The sequence below is a fragment of the Chryseobacterium taichungense genome (genome assembly GCF_900109935.1).
Taxonomy (GTDB): domain Bacteria; phylum Bacteroidota; class Bacteroidia; order Flavobacteriales; family Weeksellaceae; genus Chryseobacterium; species Chryseobacterium taichungense.
On sequence record NZ_FOBV01000011.1, the window covers coordinates 84737 to 108355 of the forward strand.

General features: G+C 37.3%; 21 protein-coding genes and 1 pseudogene. 14 read left to right on the forward strand and 8 right to left on the reverse strand.

Annotated elements, in window-relative coordinates:
- Positions 1-43 precede the first annotated feature (43 nt).
- The 12 genes and pseudogenes from BMW64_RS18530 to BMW64_RS18580 all read left to right on the forward strand — a co-directional run bounded on the left by BMW64_RS18530 (position 44) and on the right by BMW64_RS18580 (position 11347).
- Entirely contained in the window at positions 44-1942 is a 1899-nt protein-coding gene (locus BMW64_RS18530; RefSeq protein ID WP_090001866.1) for a type VI secretion system Vgr family protein, read from the forward strand.
- A 2-nt stretch (positions 1943-1944) separates the two neighbouring features.
- Positions 1945-3555: a phospholipase effector Tle1 domain-containing protein gene (locus BMW64_RS18535; RefSeq protein ID WP_090001868.1), complete on the forward strand. Its 1611-nt coding sequence runs from the start codon at positions 1945-1947 to the stop codon at positions 3553-3555.
- Between the two features lies 1 nt (position 3556).
- Entirely contained in the window at positions 3557-4627 is a 1071-nt protein-coding gene (locus BMW64_RS18540) for a DUF2931 family protein (protein WP_177175323.1), read from the forward strand.
- Positions 4628-4703: 76 nt separating this feature from the next.
- Positions 4704-4871 (forward strand): hypothetical protein, encoded by a 168-nt coding sequence (locus BMW64_RS20785; protein ID WP_177175324.1) that lies wholly within the window; start codon positions 4704-4706, stop codon positions 4869-4871.
- Positions 4864-5943 carry a DUF2931 family protein gene (locus BMW64_RS18545; protein ID WP_177175325.1) on the forward strand — a complete coding sequence of 360 codons (1080 nt, stop codon included), beginning with the start codon at positions 4864-4866 and terminating at the stop codon, positions 5941-5943. The genes BMW64_RS20785 and BMW64_RS18545 overlap by 8 nt, the downstream gene beginning before the upstream one ends.
- 14 nt (positions 5944-5957) lie before the next feature.
- A complete protein-coding gene (locus BMW64_RS18550) occupies positions 5958-7022 on the forward strand; it encodes a DUF2931 family protein (RefSeq protein WP_090001874.1) in 1065 nt (354 codons plus the stop codon).
- Between the two features lie 182 nt (positions 7023-7204).
- Entirely contained in the window at positions 7205-7435 is a 231-nt protein-coding gene (locus BMW64_RS18555; protein WP_143052732.1) for a hypothetical protein, read from the forward strand.
- Positions 7436-7447: 12 nt separating this feature from the next.
- Entirely contained in the window at positions 7448-8146 is a 699-nt protein-coding gene (locus BMW64_RS18560) for a DUF2931 family protein (RefSeq protein WP_228400968.1), read from the forward strand.
- A gap of 195 nt (positions 8147-8341) precedes the next feature.
- Positions 8342-8626: pseudogene (locus BMW64_RS20975) on the forward strand (phage baseplate assembly protein V); the annotation flags it as partial.
- Between the two features lie 47 nt (positions 8627-8673).
- Complete coding sequence (locus BMW64_RS20520; RefSeq protein ID WP_143052733.1) at positions 8674-9153, forward strand: hypothetical protein; 480 nt, start codon at positions 8674-8676, stop codon at positions 9151-9153.
- 73 nt (positions 9154-9226) lie between these two features.
- Positions 9227-9934, forward strand: coding sequence for a response regulator transcription factor (locus BMW64_RS18575; RefSeq protein ID WP_090001881.1), 708 nt, complete (start codon positions 9227-9229; stop codon positions 9932-9934).
- A gap of 3 nt (positions 9935-9937) precedes the next feature.
- Entirely contained in the window at positions 9938-11347 is a 1410-nt protein-coding gene (locus tag BMW64_RS18580; protein WP_090001883.1) for a sensor histidine kinase, read from the forward strand.
- Between the two features lie 55 nt (positions 11348-11402).
- Here the strand turns inward: BMW64_RS18580 and BMW64_RS18585 are convergent, their stop codons facing one another.
- Positions 11403-14132 (reverse strand): carboxypeptidase-like regulatory domain-containing protein, encoded by a 2730-nt coding sequence (locus BMW64_RS18585; RefSeq protein WP_090001885.1) that lies wholly within the window; start codon positions 14130-14132, stop codon positions 11403-11405.
- Positions 14133-14633: 501 nt separating this feature from the next.
- Here BMW64_RS18585 and BMW64_RS18590 point away from each other — a divergent pair.
- On the forward strand, positions 14634-15515 hold the full coding sequence (locus BMW64_RS18590) for a cupin-like domain-containing protein (RefSeq protein WP_090001887.1): 882 nt from the start codon (positions 14634-14636) through the stop codon (positions 15513-15515).
- Positions 15516-15615: 100 nt separating this feature from the next.
- Here the strand turns inward: BMW64_RS18590 and BMW64_RS18595 are convergent, their stop codons facing one another.
- From BMW64_RS18595 to BMW64_RS18625, 7 genes are all read right to left on the reverse strand, one after another.
- Positions 15616-16302 (reverse strand): Sir2 family NAD-dependent protein deacetylase, encoded by a 687-nt coding sequence (locus BMW64_RS18595; protein ID WP_090001889.1) that lies wholly within the window; start codon positions 16300-16302, stop codon positions 15616-15618.
- Between the two features lie 10 nt (positions 16303-16312).
- Positions 16313-16828: an O-acetyl-ADP-ribose deacetylase gene (locus tag BMW64_RS18600; RefSeq protein WP_090001891.1), complete on the reverse strand. Its 516-nt coding sequence runs from the start codon at positions 16826-16828 to the stop codon at positions 16313-16315.
- 110 nt (positions 16829-16938) lie between these two features.
- Positions 16939-18060, reverse strand: coding sequence for an adenylosuccinate synthetase (locus tag BMW64_RS18605; RefSeq protein WP_228400965.1), 1122 nt, complete (start codon positions 18058-18060; stop codon positions 16939-16941).
- A complete protein-coding gene (locus BMW64_RS18610; protein ID WP_090001892.1) occupies positions 18020-18868 on the reverse strand; it encodes a hypothetical protein in 849 nt (282 codons plus the stop codon). The genes BMW64_RS18605 and BMW64_RS18610 overlap by 41 nt, the downstream gene beginning before the upstream one ends.
- Positions 18869-19708: 840 nt before the next feature.
- The gene (locus BMW64_RS18615; protein WP_090001894.1) at positions 19709-21034 is read right to left on the reverse strand and encodes a hypothetical protein; all 1326 of its coding nucleotides are present in this window, start codon (positions 21032-21034) and stop codon (positions 19709-19711) included.
- 187 nt (positions 21035-21221) lie between these two features.
- Positions 21222-21788, reverse strand: coding sequence for a hypothetical protein (locus BMW64_RS18620; protein ID WP_143052734.1), 567 nt, complete (start codon positions 21786-21788; stop codon positions 21222-21224).
- A gap of 301 nt (positions 21789-22089) precedes the next feature.
- Positions 22090-22785: an NUDIX hydrolase gene (locus tag BMW64_RS18625; protein WP_090001897.1), complete on the reverse strand. Its 696-nt coding sequence runs from the start codon at positions 22783-22785 to the stop codon at positions 22090-22092.
- Positions 22786-23227: 442 nt separating this feature from the next.
- Here BMW64_RS18625 and BMW64_RS18630 point away from each other — a divergent pair, with 442 nt between their 5' ends.
- On the forward strand, positions 23228-23437 hold the full coding sequence (locus BMW64_RS18630; protein WP_090001899.1) for a hypothetical protein: 210 nt from the start codon (positions 23228-23230) through the stop codon (positions 23435-23437).
- Positions 23438-23619 lie beyond the last annotated feature (182 nt).

Sequence of the window (23619 nt, forward strand, 5' to 3'; positions counted from 1 at the left end):
CTTCTGAATCCGTATCAGATTATGAATAGCAAAACTCAAATACATGAAAAATCCAGATTTTGATAATCCCACAATTGTCGGGACAGCGCGTTCCTTCGGGGACTGGCTTCACGATTCCGCCAATCCGATAGTTTATTGCCTTCTTACTCTCGATGGGGAGGATTTTCTTACCAAAAGCAGTTATTCGGTAGAGTTGATTCAAAAAACATCTGATCATGATTATTTTACCATTACCGTTCCCGATGATGCACTGGATAGCTTTGAGGGAATCGTCATGGAAAACTCCAAAAATCTTTTGGGGAAAACTCTTACTGTTACTTACTGGCGTTTCGGACAAATCAGACAGTCCTTTTCTGGAATTATTACCGGAATTAAAAATAAGAAAGATGAAGGAGGCGGCTATGGCAATCTTTATATCACAGGCCATGCGCCGAGTATTTTAATGGAAAGCGGCAAAGATTGTCAAAGTTTTGAAGATAAAACATTGGAAGAGATCATCGAACAGATTAATGAAGATTATCCTCAGGAAGCCCGGATAAAAGTGGATCTTCCAAATACCGTCCGCTCATTACCCTATACGGTACAATACAAAGAATCAGATTATGGTTTTATCAGAAGACTGGCGATCAGATACGGCGAATTTTTCTATTACAATGGAGAGAAACTTATTTTTGGAACAGCAACACAGCCAGTCGTCAACCTCAGCGAAAATATTGATCTTATCGATGTTGAATTTGATCTGAAAATAGGAGCACAGGATTTCAGTTATATTTCATTTGATGCTCAAATCGGTGGTAAGATAGAAAAGGACAGCAACCTCAAATCCGAATTTAAAGAAAATATTTTTCAGACATTAGGTATCAGCAGTTCGAGAAAAATATTTTCTAAAAAGCCCAGGATGTACTTCAACCATACAGGAATTGGTCCGGATTCAGAAAAAGAGCTTGAAGAAGCCTCGTGTCTGGAAAAAGAACGTCGCGAAAATCTCTTGATTGTAAAAGGAAAAAGCAAAGATCCCAACCTGAAAATAGGCGGTCGCGCAAAACTTTCAGACCTCAACGGCAGAGCAATGGAAACCTATCGTATCATAGAAATAAGACATATTCACGAAGGCGGTGATGATTATTATAACGAGTTTGTTGGAATTCCAGATGTATTTAACGCAGCTCCTTACATAGATACGGAAGCCTTACCAATAGGAGAAGAGCAGTCAGCAAGAGTGACCGATAACAGCGATCCTATGGGAATGGGAAGAGTAAGAGTGCAATTTCCATGGCAGGAAGATAAAAACCAGATGACCCCATGGATCAGGCTGATACAGCCACATTCCGGTGCTGGAAAAGGATTCCACTTTATCCCTGAGATTGGCGAGGAAGTACTGATTGGTTTTGAAAGCGGAAATGCGGAGAAGCCTTTTGTGATGGGAACACACTACAATGGAGCTGAGACGAGTTCTTATCACACAGCAGGCAATGATAAAAAAGTCATTCACACCCGGAGCGGGACGAAGATTATTTTAAATGATGCAGAAGGAAGTGTTTTTATTGAAGATCCGAGCGGAAATACGTATCTGATGGATGGACAGGGGAATATTAATGTGAATGCACCGAAGAATATGACTTTTACGGCGGGAGAAGATATAAATATTACGGCGGGAAAAAATATGAATACAAATGTTGGAATGAACTCTACAGAAACTGTTGGAATGAACAAAAACGTAAGTATAGGGATGATAAATATGCTAATGGTAGGTTCTGATTTCACCACAAATGTCATTGGAAAAATGACCCATTACGTAAAAGGTGACATGGAAACATATGCTGATAAAGAGCATAAGACGATCGCCGTGAAAGGAATGGAAATAAGCAGCGAATCCAAGATAGAGCATCACGCAGAAAAAGAAGTGCAAAATAATAGTGGTGAAAAATCTAAAAACCATTAATAATGAGCATCGAATATTTTGTAGAAGGTAAAATAAAAACACAGATAAAGGGTAATTATCTGGCGTTTTCAAAAGAAAATATTGTTCATAATACAGCCTGTTCTGTAGAACAGCAGGGAAAAGAAACGGGTGTAAAATATCAAGATGCAAAAAAATTAAATCCCAATGATACACCTAGTAATCTGATTGATGTAAGCCTGAACCTTTTTTTTGATGGCACGCAGAATAATAAAACCAATACGGAAGCGGGGAAAGACTATGCAGAATCTAACCATGAAGATGACAGCTATACAAATGACTATTCTAATGTGGCAAGAGGTTATGATGCTTTGGATCCGAAAGCGGAAAATCAAGTTGCAGAATATATAGAAGGTATTGGTACGGAAGATTTAAAAAGCGAATCTCTTCCCTTTACAACATTACCAAATAATATAGGAATACCATTTGGCATGGGAAATAGAGGAGTAGAAGCCAAGGTGACAAAAGGCTGTATAAAAGGAGCAAAAGCTCTCAGCATATATGCCGGACAAAAGGGCATTCGCCTAAAAGTAAATGTGTATGGCTTCAGCCGTGGAGCAACCGCAGCACGACACTTTCTGCATATTGCAACCAAAACAGCCAGAATGTCTTATACCCAAGGGGGACAAAAAATACAGATTTCTCCTCCATATGATGGAGGAAGATCAGAGGAAATATATCTTTTTACTGACAAAGATGGAAGTATAAATACATTTCTTTCAAGGTATGGCTATTTTGGTGCGTGTTTGCTACATAACGATGTGAATCCCGTAGAAATTGCATTTAATTTTGTGGGACTATATGATACAGTGGCATCTTTTGGGCCAGTCCATTCTAATGATACCATAGACTTGGGATTAGATGCTGTAAACAAAGCCCATTTTGTCTTGCAATTGGCGGCAGACGATGAATTTCGGGATAATTTTGATTTAACGGATATCGACAGTGCTGGTGTTAAAGGTCTTACTTTTACTTTACCGGGAGTTCATTCGGATATTGGGGGATGCTATGTAGAGATGGCAGAAGAAACATCAGATTTATATAAAGAAGAAGGTAGTGGTAAGGAATGCGAAAAATTTCGGAACATATTAATAAGTGAAGGCTGGTATAACGATAAGCCCGAAGAAATATGGATAGAAAGGCTCTCTCCGCATATACATGGATCAGATGCAAGGTTTCTCCTAAAAGGCAGAAGAAAACTGCATAATACTTATGACAAAATCCCGCTCAACTCAATGTTCCACTATTCCAAACAATTTGGAGTGAAATATTTGGAAGATATAATTAATGATAATCATAAAATACAAGAATTCTTTTTAATAAAAATCAATAGCCAGCTTACTGGTTATATGAATGCGTGTAACGAAGTAAGGAATACTTACATACAAGAATACAATAAAAATAATACATCAGGGGATTATATAGATAAACTGAAAAGAATAAGTTATCTTGATTATATCCGGCCAGAAGACCTTAAAAAGCTGAGACACCAATACCTCCATTGGTCTGCCAGTGTTACCAAAACAGGCCTGGGTCCCCGGGTAGGCTTTGTAACAGATGCAAGGAACCGAAAAAGAAAAATACAATATGGATAATATGAAATATTTTTTATTTGTACTGATTATTAATTTAGTAGAATGTCAAAAGATGAATGACGAAAAAAATGCTTTTCACGTAGAAATCTGTGCCCCAGCAAATAAATACAGAATCGAATTTGTATCAGATCATATCAAAACCTTAGAAGGTACCCCGGCAGGCTTACCTTACGGAGGAACCTCGGGAACATGGGGTAATTCAGGAAAAGGCTGGACAGAACAATACGGTACACCTATTGGAGCTGATATTACATATTATTCAAAATATGAAGATACGTTTTACCGCTTAAACGTAGATTTTCCTATAGATAAGATAAAAGATTACATGGAACGTGCTTACCCTAGATGGGATGACCAGTATGAGGAAACAAAGGAATATAAAAAACTTGGACGAGGCTATGAAGCTGGTAATTCTGAACCTAAAAAATCATACGACAGCTTCTCTACACTGGTTTTCGGTTTTGCTCCTAGAGGGATGGTAGTGGTTTGGCTACGTTACAATTATTTTCAGCAGATAGAATTAGGAAGATTTCAAGCTCAGGTAATACAAGATGACAAAGATTTAGAGAAAGTTATGTTTTCAAAAACAATCTCAGTAACAAGAAAAGAAATTAGACAGACAAGGTTAATTCCTGATGCCTCCCCCCTGCAATGGGATAATTACCGGATCCGATATAATTGGCATCCTTTAGTAACTTCGGAAAATTCCCACTTTGAAGTGATGGAGATCATGAATAAGTATTATAATGGGGAACAGGAAAATATGCTTCGCCCTTGGGTTTCAAATCCCCCAATAAGGGAAAGAGCAATTCCTCAAGAATTGTACGTATTCTGGCAGACAGGCAAAGAGGATTCAGAACGTCTTCAGGCAAATATTTTTTTCAACTGGGAGGAAGTTAATGAAGCTTTCAAAAAAGCCGGGAATACAATAGATATGCAGATAAAGATTTCACAAGACAATAAAGAAGTATGGGTATTTTTAAATAATCAACCTTTAAAAACAGATAGTATCAGGATATTCGGATGGACAAACAGTATGTTGAAAGGTAATTGGTTTAAGGATTTAAAATAATATTAAAAATATAGCTTTTGGAACGGGAAAACATTTGGTTGCAGAATACCTGGCAGAAATAAAAAAAATATCGTACTTGGATTTTGTAGGGGAACAAGACCTGAAAGACCTTCGCCATCGCTACCTGCACTGGTCGGTAAAAGCCAACGAAGTTGGACTGGATGCCAAATCCCAAAACAATGCCCCGAAAAAAGAAGGTGCTTTGGAAGCTAAATACCGAAAAAGAAATATACAAAATGGATAAAATAAAAACACTGCTTTATTTATTTGTATTTACCAATTTAATTCACTGCCAAGAAATGAATAAAACACCTGAATTTCATGTGGAAATATCACACCCAAATAATAAATATCTAATAACCCCTATTTATGATAAAATAAAAACCTTAGAGGGTAATGCTGCAGGTCTGCCTTATGGTAGTAGTTCTGGAGAGTGGGGGCAATCTGGAAAGCGTTGGACGGAACAACACGGTACGCCCATAGGTGCAGATATCACCTATTATTCAAGATATGAAGATACCTTTTACCGCCTGGATGCCGATTTTCCTGTAGGAAAGATAAAAGATTATGTGGAACGGGCATATGCCAACGGCGAAACACTTCCCGAATTTCATAAAGAACCGCTACAGAAATATAAAAGATCGGGCAGATACGAAGAATTTGCATATCCCATAAATCCCTATAATAGCTTCAGTGATTTGGTATTTGGCTTTGCTCCAAAAGGAATGGTAGTAGTGTGGTTGCGTTTCGGCGCAGGAGTTCAGATCGAATTAGGGCGTTATCAATCAGAAGTAATAACTAACAAGCAAGAAATTATAGGAATAAAAGAAAAATATCTCAAAACCTATCGCATTAGCCAAGAGAGATTTTTAGAAGCGAAAAAAGAATTGGCTATTCCCGATGCCTCCCCGCAAGAATGGGATAACTACAGGGCAAGGTATAATTACGCTGCTGTTTTCACTTCAGAAAACAGAGGATTGCGATTATTTAGAATGTGGATGGACTTTTTCAACGGAGAAGAAGAAGTGTTTTACCGTCCTTGGATTAATGAAGCCTCTTATGAAAAAAGAGCCATCCCCAAAGAATTGAATTTCACTTGGGAAACAGGCAAAGATCAACAGTATACGGGATACGCATACTTTAATTGGGAAAAGACCAATGGCGTTTTTAAAAAAATGGGCAATCAAGCTAAGCTGGAATTTAAGATAGCTTCAGATAACAGTTCTTTTGAAGTGTTATTAGATAATTATCCTGTACCAACGGATAGCATCAGGGTGTTTAAAACCAGTGATAAGTTCAATGATTCTTACAAGTAATAGATGTGGGAAAAATGGATAAACTAAAAACGCTGCTGCTTTATTTATTTGTATTTACCAATTTAATTCACTGCCAAGAAATGAATAAAACACCAGAATTTCATGTAGAAATATCCCATCCAGCAAATAAATATGAAATAGAATTCGTATCAGATCATATTAAAACCTTAGAAGGTAGCCATGCCGGTTTACCTTATGGCGGTACTTCTGGAGACTGGGGGCAATCTGGAAAGCGCTGGACAGAGCAGCATGGTACACCCATAGGGGCAGATATTACCTATTATGCAGGATATGAAGATACCTTTTACCACCTGGATGCCGATTTTCCTGTAGAAAAAATAAAAGATTATATGGAACGGGCGTATGCCAACGGCGAAGCACTTCCCGAATTTCATAAAGAACCATTACAGAAATACAAAAGATCAGGCAGATATGAAGAATTTGCATATCCCATAAATCCCTATAATAGCTTCAGTGATTTGGTATTTGGTTTTGCCCCTAAAGGAATGGTAGTGGTGTGGTTGCGTTTTGGAGCTGGGGTGCAGATAGAATTAGGACGTTATCAAGCAGAAGTAATTAAAGATGACATAGAATTAGAAAAAAAACTTTTTGCGTCTTGGTCTATGAATAGGAGAGAAGTAAAAGAAAGAGATTTTATCCCCAATGCCTCCCCGCAAGAATGGGATAACTACAGGGCAAGGTATAATTACACTGTTATTTTCACTTCAGAAAACAGAGGATTGCGATTATTTAGAATGTGGATGGATTTTTTCAACGGAGAACAAGAAGTGTTTTACCGTCCTTGGATTAATGAAGCGTCTTATGAAAAAAGAGCCATCCCCAAAGAATTGAATTTCACTTGGGAAACAGGCAAAGATCAACAGTATACGGTATACGCATACTTTAATTGGGAAAAGACCAATGGTGTTTTTAAAAAAGTAGGTAATCAAGCTAAGCTGGAATTTAAAATTGCTTCTGATAACAGTTCTTTTGAAGTGTTATTAGATAATCATCCTGTACTAACGGATAGCATGAGGGTGTTTAAGACCAATGATAAGTTCAATGATTCTTACAAATAATAGATGTGGGAAAAATGGATAAAATAAAGAAACTTTTATATACACTATCACTGCCGTTTTGTACCCAACTCATACAATGTCAACAAATGAAAGAAAACGATCCAAGATTAGCCTTTGAGATAGAAATATCCTCTCCAGCTACTAAATATAGGGTAGAGCCTATTTTCGACAAAATAAAGACTTTGGAAGGTACCCCGGCAGGTTTACCTTATGGAGGAAGCTCCGGGACATGGGGTAATTCAGGAAAAGGCTGGACAGAACAGTATGGCACTCCTATTGGAGCTGATATTACCTATTATGCAGGTTATGAAGACACTTACTATCGTTTGGATGCAAACTTCCCCATAGACGCCATCAAAGATTATATGGAACGCGCCTACCCAAGGTGGGATGACCAATATGGGGGAACATAGGAATACAAAATACTGGGAAGGGGATATGAAGCAGGTAATTCTGAGCCTAAAAAGTCCTACGACAGCTTTTCAGATTTAGTCTTTGGTTTTGCTCCCAAAGGAATGGTAGTGATATGGTTACGTTTTGGTACTACCCAGATAGAATTGGGAAGATACCAGGCCAAGGCGCTTACCAATCCTGCAGAAATCGCCAAAACCAAAGAAATGCACATGAAAATGTATCGCATAGACCCTGAACGGTATGAGGAGGAAAAAACTATTTTACATATCTCCGATGCCTCCCCCCTGCAATGGGATAATTACCGGATCCGATATAATTGGCATCCTTTAGTAACTTCGGAAAATCCCCACTTTGAAGTGATGGAGATCATGAATAAGTATTATAATGGGGAGCAGGAAAATATGCTTCGCCCTTGGGTTTCAAATCCTCCAATAAAGGAAAGAGCAATTCCTCAAGAATTGTACGTATTCTGGCAGACAGGCAAAGAGGATTCAGAACGTCTTCAGGCAAATATTTTTTTCAACTGGGAGGAAGTTAATGAAGCTTTCAAAAAAGCTGGGAATACAATAGATATGCAGATAAAGATTTCACAAGACAATAAAGAGGTAAGAGTATTTTTAAATAATCAACCTTTAAAAACAGATAGTATCAGGATATTCGGATGGACAAACAGTATGTTGAAAGGTAATTGGTTTAAGGATTTAAAATAATATTAAAAATATAGATTTGGGCACAGGTAATGGAAGTTTGGAAACTAAAGTTACTAAAGGATGTATTAAGGCTGCTAAGAAGCTAGTAAACTATCCACAAGAAGATATTCATCTAAAAGTCAATGTTTATGGTTTCAGCAGGGGAGCAACTGCGGCACGGCACTTTATAAGTAATAATTAAACCTTTCTATTTGTAAAGGATTTCACTTTACCCCTGAAATTGGCGAGGAAATACTTGTAGGTTTTGAAAGCGGAAATGCGGAGAAGCCTTTTGTCATGGGAACACACTACAATTGAACTGAGACGAGTTCGTATAACACAGTAGGCAATGATAAAAAAGTCATTCACACCCGGAGCGGGACGAAGATTATCTTAAATGATGCAGAAGGCAGCGTATTTATCGAAGATCCGAGCGGAAATACGTATCTGATGGATGGACAGGGAAATAATAATTTATGCGCCTCCAAAGACTACGATTTTATCCCATATAATAATGATATTCATAAATTTGAAGATAATTTATTATTATGGAGAAATGTGATTTTGGTGCGGTTCCTGCCCAAAAAGGATTAATAAATAAACCAAGTAAAACCATGACTTATATCAAAATTATTATTTTTTGTGTTGTTTTTTACATTTTAGGAAGTCTGCAAAGTTATATCAGTTTATATTCTCTAAAGGATAATTTATCCTCTTCTTGTATGGAATGCTCATTTTTAGATGAGGTTTTATATACAAATTCATTAAACTTTATTGGAATGTTGTTTGTTTTATTAACTATCAAATTCTTTAAAATAAGTAAAAAAGCTTTAGTCATAATTATTATAATATTTTTTACAATTCTTTCAATAATGGTAAACAGCAATATTTTTGATACCCGTGAAGCTTCCTGGAGTACGTTCTTATATTACGAAATTATTGCTTACGGAATTTCAAGCCTTTTACCTTTTATATTTATAAGCTGGGGGATTATTGTAGGGATGATTATTTTAGGCACAAGGAAATAAGGAAAGTTTTTACACTTTAATCCAAAAACCCAGTTCCGATCTTTTTTCTATTTTTGTATAATTCCTTACTCCAATGAAAAAGATTATTCTCATCGAAGACGAAACAAGCGTAGTATCCTTTATCAAAAAAGGACTTCAGGAAAACGGGTATGAAGTTTCCGTTGCTTTTGATGGGAAAACAGGTGTTCAGCTTGTACAGTCAAGCGATTTCGACCTCGTCATTCTGGACATTATGCTGCCGGAAATGAACGGACTTGATGTCTGCAAAGAAATTCGCAAAACCAATCAACATGTCCCTATTCTTTTCCTTACTGCGCTAGGAGCATCAGAAAATATTGTACTGGGATTGGAAAGTGGTGGCGATGATTATCTTGTAAAGCCCTTCAAATTCATTGAACTGGTAGCCCGTATAAAATCGCTGCTCAGAAGAAGCAACAACGGAAGTACTCCGGAAATTCATGAGCAGGAAGTAGATCAAGAACATATTTACCAGTTTTCAGATCTTATCCTGAATGATTATACCAAAAAGGTTACCCGAAATGGGGAAGAAATCTCACTCACCTCAACAGAATATAAGTTGCTGATGTATTTCCTGAATAATCCCGAAAAGGTAATTTCCAGAGCGGAAATTTTGGATGCCGTATGGGGTGTCAATTATGAACTGGGAACCAATGTCGTAGATGTTTATGTTAATTACCTAAGGAAAAAACTGGATAATCAGGAAGATAACAAACTCATCCATACCGTCATCGGAATGGGGTATGTTCTAAAAAAACCATAACGGATGTTCAATAAAGTCATCACCAATCAAACCAAGACCATGGTACTCCTGATGCTGGTTTTTACAGCCATTATTCTGCTGTTCAGCGGTCTGGTGTATTTTTCGATTGTCAACTTTTCTCACCAAAGGTTTTATGAACTCTTAAAAATCCGTACCACCACCATCATTCAGGTTGAAAAAAGCAAGGATGATCTGGATCTTCCGGAAAATTATATTCTGAACGGGTTGAATGATGAAGAGCTTCCCATGGAGCGCGACTATGTTTTCGCCGTTCCTGCCGATTCCAATTTCAATAAAATCTCTCAGGAAATTCATATTCCGGCATCTTTTTTCAAGAATATTGTAAGAAATAAAGAGGCCAATTACAATGACAAGGAATTTTATTACATAGGCCAGACCTTCCGTCATGATGATAAAAGCTATATCGCGATTGCTTCGGCCAAAAATCATTATGTGGTTTATTATCTCGGCTTTCTGAAAAGAACATTAATAACATGCATCGTTCTCTCTCTGTTTTTCAGTATGATCTTTTCTTTTTATTTATCTAAAACTTTGTTTAAACCAATTTTAAAAATTACAGGTAAAGTAAAGGAAATCAGTTCCGAAAACCTTCACCTCAGACTGGAACCGCAACCCGACAATAAAGAACTCAACGAGCTGGTAGAAACATTCAACGATATGCTGAACCGTATCGAAACTTCGTTTGAAACTCAAAATCACCTCATCGGAAATGTCTCACACGAGCTGAGAACTCCATTAACCTCCATTATGGGAGAGGCGGATGTTGCCCTTTCGATATCAAGAACCAACAGCGAATACAAGGAAACCCTTGGAATCATCCTGGATGAAGCCGAAAAACTCGATAAAAAGATCAAAGCATTACTAATGATTGCGCAAACCGGATTCGACGGTAAAATCCAGAAAATGGACAAGGTAAGGATAGACCAGCTTCTCTGGGACGTGATTGAGACTTTACGAAGGATAGATTCAAGAAATAATATTTATCTCGACATCAGCATGCTTCCTGAAAATCCTAAAAAACTAAAGGTACAGGGTAATGAGCAACTGCTCCATCTTGCTGTCACCAATATTATTCAGAACGGTTGTAAATATTCAGATTTCCAGCAGGTAAAAGTTTCCCTTGGAGCTACTGACAATGATGTCTATATCATTATTAAAGATAATGGAATCGGAATTCCTCAACAGGAAATGAACAAGATCTATGACCCATTCTTCAGGGCTTCCAATACCCATAATTATGAAGGTTACGGGATCGGCCTGCCATTAGCCCGCAATATCGTAAGAATGCATCATGGTGAACTTATTGTAAGCTCTTATGAGAACCAGGGAACGACTGTACAACTGCGTTTCCCAAATTTTTACAGCACGATGCAGGAGAACAATGAAATTTAAATAAAACCCTTTTAAACATAAAAAAACCAACCTCATTGAGATTGGTTTTGCTTTTTTATTGAAAGTTGAATTTTACAGTAAACATTACCTGGCTTGGCCGAAGCTGTATTCTGGTGTAAGAAATACTTTGAGGATTTATATTGTATGTTTCAAACACTCTTTTATTGGCTATGTTCATCCATTTAAGCTCAAAATCAATTTTCTTTTTAGCCCATGTAAACTGGTAAGAAAGATCATAGAAGCCATTGTTGTAATGCTGTTCGGCAGCACTTGTATTCACCTGATCCCAATTAAATCCAATCGTATGATTTTCTATAGGATATAAGAAAACTCCTAAATTATGATTGAATCCGCTTCTTGAATTTTCATTATTAAGCTGTGGAGTACTACTTTTACTCACCTGCTTTGTTCTGGAAATATTAAAATTGTAATCAATACTCATCCAACTGAAATAGGTATTGTTGAATTTGAATCCATATGATTGAGCGTTATTTCTACTCGTATATGCAAATCCATTCTGGTACGCATCAGATTTTGAGGTATTATTGCTGTAGCTTAATGAAGCATTGGTTTTAAATTTTGGGAAATATTTTCCAACTTCTGCCGAATAACCGTTATTTAAGACATGATTATCCTGCTCAATATACTGCATAATGGTATATCCGGCATTGTTTCTGATCGGAGAAGAGATCAGATTTCTTTTTGCATCGGAAAATCTGTAATTAACGTTAAAGAATAAATTGTTCAGAGGGTTTCTGTACTCTATTCTTGTCCCTGCAGATTTATTGTTATTCTGAGGTATCGGATTGTTTGCATCCATCGCATTGATTCCGTTGGGTGAAGTCATCATAAATCCTGAATATGCGGTATTCACCTCTCCAAAGTTATTGTTTATATTCGCATTTACGGAAGCTTTCCAGAATGAGGCAAATGTATATTGTGCAAAAATATTCGGCTCAAAAGTCACTTTATTCACATCTTTTGAAACGGATCTTGCAGGATCATCTGCCTTTATATTATTTGAATTTACCGGGAAGTTTGCATAAATCATCCAGGAATCATTTTTATAATTCACGCCGACACTCGCATAAGGCGTTGCTGTAGTATAGGTAAGATCATTGCTGTAAGCCGAAATCGGAGTATAGACCGGGTTAGGATCATCAATAGCTGGCAGATTGGTCAGTACATTAGAAAGATCGGATACCAGATTTGTTGATTTAAAATTAAATCCTATTTCCGGAGTAAATGTCCATCCTTTTGTAGAGAAACCAATGTTCGCAGAATGGTTGGCTTCAAAAGTTTTCAGTCTCATATTTTGTGTGGCGAGACCCGACGTGTATGGTGTAAAGAATCCCGGAATCTGCAGATACGAAGCAGGCGATACTTCCAGGGTCTGCCTGTCGTTCTGATAGCTGATATAAGATAATACATTCACCATTTTCTCTTTCCACGGAACAATGGTGCTCAATGAGTTCTGGAAGGACGTCGTAGGAGATTCAACAGCTTGCTCTCCATGCCTGTCAGAATTTGCTACTGTGTTTGTTCTGTCTGCAATTCCCCTGTCTGCATTCCAGTACTGGGAAAAACTGGTTGTATTTTTAAAGAATCCTTTCTTAGCATTTTTTGTAAATATTAATTCTCCTTTTGCTTTATCTGTATAGAAATTGTTAAAAATATTTTGAGTAACTGTTGATGCTGGTTCATTTGTTGTTGCAAAATAATCTGTTTTAGCATACGACTCCCTTTCTACTGCATTATTGGTGTAATTGGCGTTGGCTTTCAGTTCCCATTCTTTTTTCTTGTCGATATTGGTAAGGTAATTGGCAGACACATAATGCACGCTGTTCATTAGGTATCTTTTAACCGGAAGATTGGGTGTATCTGCATTTTCCACATTCAGCCAGTCGTTTTGGGAAGCGTTGATCCTTCTTCCCTCAAATCTGTTTCCGAATGCCAATATATTTCCTTCATTTTCTACCTGTTCGCCGGTATTATTGGTTTTGTAATTAACGACCCACTGGCTTTTCTGCCCGAAAAACATTGGCGTTAATTTAACGTTCCATAGAAGAGGACTTCCTCCTACTCCTACTTCACCTCTACCCGTCATGGTAACGGAATTTTTAAGTTTAATGTTGATGGCAGCCTGATCAGAAGGCACTTTATCCTGAAGAATCTTTACAGGCTGATGGTTTTCAAGAACCTCAACTTTCTGTACCGCATCTTTCGGAAGAGAGTTGTTGATTGTCCCGTATCCGCCTTCCATAAGGTCTTTACCATTTACATAAAACTTATTGATGGCATTACCCTGATATAGGATCGTACCATCGGTATTTACTTCTATTCCCGGGATTTTCTTCATGACGTCGGCCAGCGTTCTGTCGCTTTTACTGTCGAAAGCTTTGAGATCATAAGCGATGGTGTCCCCTCTTGCCGTGATCATTTTTGTTTTCAGCTGCACTTCTTTGATTTCGGTAGCTTCCCCCTCCATCTTAAAGTTTACGGTCTGATCACTATTGCTGATCTGCTTGGTTAATGGCCTTTGATTGAACGCCTTTACTTTCAGGTCTACATTAGACTCTGCAGAAGTAAAAGTAACTTTGTATTCTCCCTTGGAGTTGGTAATTGCATAGGCAAGAATAGCATCTTTGCCTGGCTCCTCGATCGTAACACTCGCACTAGGGATTGCCACGCCATCTTCATCCGTGATCTTCCCCGAAACTGTTTTCTGTGCGAAAGAAAATGTAGAGAAAAGAATCATCAGGAATAAAGTAATTCTTAATTTCATAATTTACTATTTACTCAATTAGTTAATGGTTAAAGCTTTTTGTTACACAATTTTAAAGATTGATTAATTTTAGAAAAGTTAAAATCTTCTTTATCACTACAAAAATAGTTATAATTAATTTATCCTGATTAGTTTTTATATACTTATAAAATATTTTTTAAAAGAAAAATATTATACAAAACGAAGCTCACTGTTTTTTTACGATCATGATATATTTCGGATAAAGAAAAATATTTTAAAAATGATTAGTTCCGTCATATTTTATCAACTTTTTAACGATTAGCTTTATAAAATAAAGTTTTTATATTAGCGTGAAAATGAATCTTTTTTGTTCATTATTGTGTTTTTGCCCTGTAATACTTTACAGGGCGTTTTTGTATATATTTAAATTTTATTTAGAATAAATAGTAAAAAATGATTTGAATCATAAATTAAAAAAACCTTAAAACCGTTAACATACATTTTTATTTAATAATTTTGTAACATTAAATTTTAAAACAAATGGGAATCAATTTAAAGCCTATTGATATTGTTGATGATATTACTCAGGAAGAATTCATTGAAAAGTATCTAAAGCCAAGAAAGCCAGTGGTAATTAAAAATATGGCAAGAAAATGGCCCGCATACCAGAAATGGACTATGGATTACATGAAGGAAGTGGTTGGAGATGTGGAGGTTCCGTTGTATGACAGTTCCAAGGCTGATCCCGCTGCTCCCATTAATGCTTCTGCAGCAAAAATGAAGTTCGGAGACTATATAGACCTTATCAAAAGAGAGCCTACCGATCTGAGAATTTTCTTTTTTGACCCTATTAAACATGCCAAAAAATTACTGGCAGACTATATTGCTCCAAAAGAATTAATGGGTGGGTTTCTAGATAAATATCCTTCGATGTTTTTCGGAGGAAAAGGTTCTGTAACCTTCCTTCACTATGATATTGATATGGCACACATTTTCCATACGCACTTTAACGGAAGAAAACATATCCTTCTTTTCGATTACAAATGGAAAGAAAGATTGTACCAGATTCCTTATGCAACGTACGCCCTGGAAGATTATGATATCGAAAATCCTGATTTCACAAAGTTTCCTGCATTAGACGGTGTAGAAGGAATAGAATGCTTCCTTGAGCATGGAGATACGTTATTTATGCCGACCGGATGGTGGCACTGGATGAAATATCTTGACGGCAGTTTCTCAATATCCTTAAGAGCCTGGGACAAATCGTGGGCCGTAAAAGCACACTCCTTATGGAACCTTACCGTTCAGCGTAAATTTGATGATATCATGAAGAAGAACTTCAAAAAGAAGTACATGGACTGGAAAGAGAAAATCGCCGTGAAAAGAGCAGAAATTGCTTTGAAAAGAGGACTACCGAAATAAACTATAATAGACAACATAATAAAAGACATTTCCTAAGTGAAATGTCTTTTATACTTTTATAACTGATAATGCGATTTATCTTTATCTTTTACAACAATTCTTACGCAAGACTGAAAAGCTTATCAAACAACAGCTTTATGCCTCTGGTAGCGATTTCTTTCATTACAACGGCTCTTTCTCCATAGCCGAAGCCTGTTTCATTGGGATTAATGACAATTAAAAGACAATCATCTTTAATGTCATGAATCAATCCTGCTGCGGGATACACCTGCAGAGATGTTCCGATGACTAAAAATATATCGGCTTCTTTGGCTAGTTTTGTGGCCTCTACCATTAAAGGGACTTCTTCTCCGAACCAAACGATAAAAGGTCTTAATTGTGCTCCATCTTCCGCTTTATTACCTATTTTGATGTCTTGTTTCTGTTCATAAATCAAAGTTTTATCATTACATGAGCAGGATTTGAACAATTCACCGTGCAGATGTAAAATGTTTGTGGAACCCACTCTTTCATGAAGATCATCGATATTTTGTGTAATAATCTGAACTTCGAAATACTTTTCCAGCTCTGCCAGCAATTGATGGGCTTCATTAGGCTCAAATTCATGGAGCTGGCGGCGGCGCTGGTTGTAAAAATCCAATACCAGAGCTCTGTCTTTACGCCATCCTTCCGGACTGGCAACGTCTGTGATACTGTGATTTTCCCAGAGTCCATCGCCGTCTCTGAAGGTTTTTATTCCACTTTCGGCACTGATTCCTGCGCCGGTTAATATGGTTAGTTTTTTCATTGGTTTATTTTTAATCTTTGTTATTCAGTAATTCTTTATAAATTTCTTCATTTTCATCATCAAAACACACGAAAATTACTTTTTCTATGACTTCTGATTTAAAATTACTCACCACATCTATAGCAATAGCTGCTGCCAGATCTTTCGGAAACCTATAAATTCCTGTACTGATATTGGGAAAAGCAATGGTTTTTATTTCAAGACTTTCTGCTAATTTCAACGAATTTTTATAGCATTGGGTCAATAATTTTGATGATCTTTCTTTGTCACCATTCCAAACCGGACCAACCGTATGAATTACATGTTTTGCGGGTAGATTTCCTGCAGTCGTAACAACGGCTTCACCTGTTTTGCATCCGCCTTGTCTGTTTCGAATTTTAATACATTCCTCTAAAAGTTCTTTTCCTCCCGCACGATGAATTGCTCCATCAACTCCTCCTCCTCCGAGTAAAGAAGAATTAGCCGCATTGACAATAGCGTCTGCTTGAATTCGCGTAATATCTGCTTTTATTATTTCAATTTTCATTCTATTTAAGTCTCAATTTTATATTCAAATCTTCATCGTCAAACAGGCAAAGGTCTTTCTTGCGGAACCTTTAGGCTGTCCAAATCATTGTTTAAAATTTCCTTCTGAATTTAAATATTATTCGACAATATTTTAAAATCTTTAGAATATGGTGAGTATGATCCGAATACTGCATCAAACCTTGTTTCAAGTTTCTTCCAATTCAATGTTTCATCGATCTGATCCAGGCAGGTAATCACCAGATTTTTCCGCTGGGCAGTTCCATATCCTTCATCTACAGTTAATGCATAATTCAATAAATCATAGTCCAGCTCTCCCGTACGGAATGCGCCCTGATATTCATTAAATATACAGGTTTCTTCTTCATTATTTTTCAACGACAGTTGCTTTTCATTGCTCATCCAGCCATTTCCATGGCGTGTAGCATAAGCTCTGGTGACATAAAACATTTCAATATGCTCAACGCCTATTCTCCTGCATACTTCATGTGCATTTTTTGAAGTGGTATGAGCATACGTAACATTCGGAAATACACCATGGTCCATATCGAGCAGAATTCCCTGGCTGCCTTCAAAAATAAAATGATCAAATGAATTGAGAAAGCCATAGCCCTGAATCTTCCAGTCTATCTGATCAATGGCATATAAAAAATCATTCAATGCTTTCTGGATCTTTTCTCCTTCTGTAAAACCGTAGTAAAAGGCGATGCCTTTAAGCTTCTCAATCAGCATAGCTCTGGGCGCAATCATATCTGCTGCAAATAACCTGTAGGGACTTTCATGCCGTTTCATGGTAGCTCCTATTCCTTTTCCGCAAGTTCCGTGCTCCGTATTTCTGCTGTCTTTTCTGTTGTATAGAACATCAAAAGGAGTGGTTACTTTTGCAAGCGGATGAATATACAGGGTTGTGTTGCCGTTTTTCTTTTTCAGTTCCTGATATTCATTATACAGAAAAACAGGATGAATGGTACAATGTTCCGTAAAATAAGAAGGCAATCCCCGTAATGCACCGCTGCAAAAACTTGAATGTATATGTTTACGGTCATCAATCATAACAGTATGTGCGGCCTGCTGTCCTCCTGAAAACCGGATGACAATAGCATCGGGATTTTTCGCTGCCAGAAAGTCGGTAGTGATCCCTTTACCTTCATCTCCGAATCCCAGTCCTATAACAATATCTGCTGTTTTCATTTTAAAATATCTGAATCTGATTCCATCCCTGCTGATCTCCATATCCGTCCTCTTTATACCTTTTACAGACAATCTCCTTAATTACATACGGAACATCCCTGTAATCGGTAATAGAAACACAATATTGCCCTAAAAGTTCTTTCCAGCCGCGATCTGCCCGGATCGCCTGATCTGAATGCAAAACACTGATATGATACACCTCGTATTTCTTTCTTGCTTCTTCCAGGAGTTCTTTATGCGTAAATGTCTGCTGACCTGTTCCCATAATCTCTCTGATGACAGATGCAGGAAGTGTTTTCAGGCAAGGTTCATCACCTACGGTAAACAGCAGCCCTTTCTGATTTCTTTTTTCAAAAGCATCGGTTCGGGTATGAAAAGCGGCAAAATACCAAGCTAAAAGATAACTTTCTCCGGCATTTCCGCCACCTCCGGATTCGATATACGTTCGGGTAAGCCACATATCCAGTTCTTCATCACCAGACTCAAACTGGCCCACCTGCAAAGGATAATTATCACACTCATGATCTCCGATTCCCATGAAAAGAAGCGCTGCATCAGGAACACCGCCTTGGATAATGCCACCCATTAGTTTAGGAAGCCCTTCCTGAATCAGGTTGTAAGGAATATGTCCCATACTTCCGGTGACATCAAGTCCTAAAATTATTGGGAATGAGTTTGGATGTACGGATGAATCCCTGGCTTCAAGGAAAGAAATACCGTTAGGATTCATCGATTCATGTGCCCTCCTTTTAGCATTCTGAGTGAAAATTTCACCTGCACTTTTTGATGCATATCCCATCTTTCTTGCTCTGTCGAAACGAGCGTCCATGTCGTATCTTGTACTTCCCATAACTTAGATTTTTAGTTAAAGACTTAGTATATAATAACATTTTAATCAGAACTGATTTTAATTGTGTTATTATTACACAAATTTAAAGCAATATGATTTTAATCTCCAAATTAATTTGCGTTAATTTTACACTAAAAATAGATAAGCAACTGATTTCCTGAGATTAAAATTTATTATCTGTTATGAATGTTGATTTTATGATGTAAGTCTTATTCACATGACTTAAATAACAATGTTGGCTAAGTGGAACCGAAGCCGGCAGTGTACCGCGACCCTTCGAGAGCCCCAGGTCCGACAGCCGACTACTTTTTGTCGTTCCCTATAAATCGCACATTTACTCTAAAACACAACTACCCTTCTACCCTCCCACTCAAGCCGGCTGAGCGGAACGGAAGTCATCTTTCCTTGAGTCGAAGGCACAAAAACTCCGGCCGGGAATCTTTCCCAAACCGGAGCACCATTATACTAAAAGAAGGATTGTCAGTTCTTTCATTAGGAATCCTTTTCACTGACTAAAATGATTACCTTTCATAATTCCAGCAAATTATTGCATTTTATCACAAGCCGGTTGCTTGCTCCCTAGCAAGCACCTTGTTAGCCTCGAAGTAAGACCCTTGCTTGCTACCTAACAATCACCTTGCTTGCACCGAAGCAAGCCTCTTGTTACCGCTGCCTGACAGATCTGTTGAACATTGAGGCTTCGCTCGCTGGCTGTGCGGACCGTGAATCATTGGGCTTGTCTTTGATTAAAACGTTATCGTACAGATACGCTTTGATGTGGTGAAGAATTGCTGACATTGTATTGGTTTTAAATGGTTGTTAAAATTTGTCATTAAATTCTTATGGATGAATATACGTAAGCGTCAAACTTCCTGAACCATTAGTTGTAGTAATAGGTGAACAACCATAACATGCCTCAATCCATGTACCATACGTATTCTGTGTTAAAGGATTTGAACTATTATTAAAATTGGCATTTTGCCCGCTCAGTAAATGTTGGCCAAAGAAATCTACATAACCATGATTGTAACCTGTTATAGTACAAGATGCTGACCCTGTGGTAATATAATTTCCATTTAAAGGAACCCATACGGATTTAGGTACTGTACTGGCATAATTAAGGCTCGGGTCATTACTTGAGTAGCTTTGATAAACATTAAATGTCCCATTGCTAACACCATTATAAGACGAAATGTTAAATGAATAGGAAGCCGTATATGTTACTCCAAATTTAACGGTACATCCTGCCTGAGTCGTAAACGATATCATCCCTTTATCTGTACCGGTATAAGTACCCGAAATGGAATAGGTCAGATTGCCTGATGAAGAAATAGGGTTAGTGTTGGTAAGCGTAAATGTTAGTCCATTAGACGTATAAGATTCAGCAGGAAGATTTCCGGCTCCCATTGTATAAGGGATTGAATAAACTGCACTGTATGTTGTTCCTGTACGTAGGCCATTAGTTCCTATTGCAGGGCTTACGCTGCTCCATTGTCCGCTTGCACATACTGCATTGGGAGAAACCATTGCGGTTTTAACTGAGCTTAAACTAAGTTTAGTCCATGTTGCTGCTAATGTTCCTGAAGAAGCCGGAGTGCCTGATAAAGTATAAGTTACCGTCACACTTGCTCCTGCAATCAGCGTACTGGAAGCTGTACTCACCGAAGCGACTGAAAGTCCCGTAACCCCTGAAAGCACCAGATCTGATGTGCTGAATGCAATAGTAGCTGTACTGAAAGAATTATTGGTCAAAGTAACGGTGAATGTATTTGATACAGTCATGGCGGTTCCTGCTTTATAAACTCCATTAAGGGCTGATGAAGTTACAACTACCGCTGGTACTGAAGAATTAGAAAGCTTTTGCCATAAGCTTCCGTCAAAATAATAATATCCTTCTGCGTTAATATTAGCTGTTTTAGTACTTGGAGAAGTGGCAGCAGACAAGGCATAAATGATCGCTCCTTTTTGAGCGGTATCATACTGCACATCACCTGACTGGATCTGGTCGCCACTTAATCTGGGTGCAATCAATCCTTCGGGTTTGGTACCATTATTTGTTTTGGCCGTAATATCGAGGGTTGCTTTGGGCGAAGTGTTATTAATCCCCACCTGAGCATTAATAATGAGGCTGATGAGTAGAACAGCCAGTGTAATTATATTTTTCATTGTTTGTTGTATTTATGGGTTTGTTTGTTTTTTTCTTTTAACACTAATGGATTAAACACTAATTTCACAAATACTTGTGTGAAAATTCTTTGCTGAGATCCTTTCAGGATGACAAATGGAGTGTGAAATTTTATGTAGATTAAAGCATTCGTGTTATTTGTGCTTAGATATTTGTGTTCATTTGTGTTTAATAAAATATCGAAAATATGGGCGGAGGGCGGCTGAATTGATTGTAGATAATTTTTAAGAGATTAATATGATTAATAAGGGGATATATAAGCTTCTTTCTGGAAAGATTGATATTTAAGAAAACTCTCTGAGCCGAGTCCCACATTTTGTGTTGTTGTTTTACGTGAAAAGAACTTCCTAAAACAGCTACCTGTAAAGAATTTTTTGAATTCCCAAGATAATGTGAACTCTTTGGAACCGTAAAGCTCACCTGATCTGATTCGGTAAAAGTATTTTTGCTTATGGAAGAAGATTTTAGCTTTAAAAAAGATTTATGTTTAGTCGTATTATACGGTCTTACTGTTGCTTGATTGTCTTCTGACAGAAACACAGTATTGGAGATCTCAACCGGTGATTCAATGTAGAGATAAGAATCTTCAGAGACAAAAAGTGTTGAGTCGGAGTAAGAAAAAGAAGTCTGAGAATTGATGAAACTAGCAATGAAAAATACCTGCAAGCACAGCATCCTTACGCTAAAACGCAGGAAATGAGGGAGCTGGGAAAGGGTCATCATTTGTAGTTTCATTGTGCTTAAAAAAGTAGTCACACTTAGACTACTTTTAAGAGCAATGAATTAAGAATCAATATAAATTGCTTTTTTTATGGTAAAAGCGAGGGCAGTTTCTTTTCCTCTGAAACGGCCAGTTTTTAAGGGAATTTACTATTCGAAATGAATTAACCTATTAAAAAACAAAGGATTATTATTTGGAGGTAATGAGAATTTGTTTACATTTGTCATAGAAAAAGTAGTCTAAGTGTGACTACTTTTTTTTAATCGAATACGATGTATTTAAATCTTTAAAATATTCCTGATCGCTGAATATTTTTTATTTAATTTCAAAATAAAATCCCTGCTCTTCCAGTTCTTTATATTTTTCCTGGTTAAAGGTAAATAGTTTTCCAGGCCTGCCGCTCCCTTCTTTTTTGACGTTTTCAGTTTCATTTAACAGTCCATAGCTCATGATTTTTTTCCGGAAATTCCGACGGTCTATTTCCTGTCCGATAATGGTTTTGTAGAGATTTTCGAGATCTGAAAACGGGAATTCTTCATTCAATAAATTAAAACCAATCGGCTGATATTGGATCTTGGTACGAAGCCTCTTTAAGGCCAGATCAATTATGTCTTTGTGGTCAAAAGCCAGCTCCGGAAGGTTATTTACGCTGAACCATTGGGCATCATCGGCATCTGAATCGGCAGTGAGCTGGTGATAAGAAGGATTTACGAGTCCCAAATAGGTTACAGAAACTACCCTGTTCCGGGGATCACGACCGACATTTCCAAAGGTGTAGAGCTGCTCAAGAAAATCCGGTGTAATGCCGGCTTCTTCATGCAGTTCTCTTTTTGCAGCATCATCCAAGTTTTCATCATCAAGAACCAGTCCGCCCGGAAGTGCCCATCCGCCTTTAAATGGTTCAATATTTCTTTTAATAAGAAGAATATGTAAGTCTTCTTTGTCAAAATATCCGAAAACGACGGCATCTACCGCTACTTTTATATCCTGTAATTTCTTTGGAGTGTTCATTGCCAGATTTGCGTTGTGAGTACACAAAATTACAATTTAAACAAAGACGGTCAACATTAAAATGAAAATTCTGTGAAATCTCTTTATTTAAATTTAAAGCGCCTGTAATAAAGGGGAAGTTTTTCACTGATTGTTTTTTGAACACAAAGCACGCAAAGCTTTTTGGATCTTATTAGTGTATAAGTTTCACGAAGCCGCTTCACTTAAAAGAGACCCAAAAGTGTTTTTTAATAATATGATTTAAACTTCAAGCTTATCTTTTAGCTCTTAAAATCACACAAGCCCATTTTGAGGAATTACTTTGATTAATATCGTAGAATCACTGTAGTAAAATAGTGATTTTACGTATTGATTTTCTGGTAATTATAATCAATTTTGGAAGACAGAAAGGGAAAGCCGAAATCCTAAAAAAGTAGGCATTAAAAACTAATTTTATATTATCATGAAAGCATTATTAAGAGCATTTATCGTAGTCATCATCATCATTGGCGGAGTTCTGATCATCGTTGCAGGCAAAAAGCCTTTTCCGGAACCGGAATGTCTTGTCTGCGGACCGAATCTTGTGAGAATTTTAGGAATTGCGGAAGTAATTATCGGATTGGGAGCTTTGGTTATTCAGGGAAATCTTATACAAAAACAAAGAACCCTTTAAAAAGAAAAAGACCGATACAATTTTAGTCATGGTCGGAAGAAATTCCGACCTTTTTATGTTTTGAAAACTTTTGTGGGATCCCCTCCTGCAAATACGATTAAAATAGCAGTAATCATATCTCGAAGTTCCATAGCTATTCTCCTTTTTGCGGTTTTGTATCCCAAATTATTTACTTTTTTGTA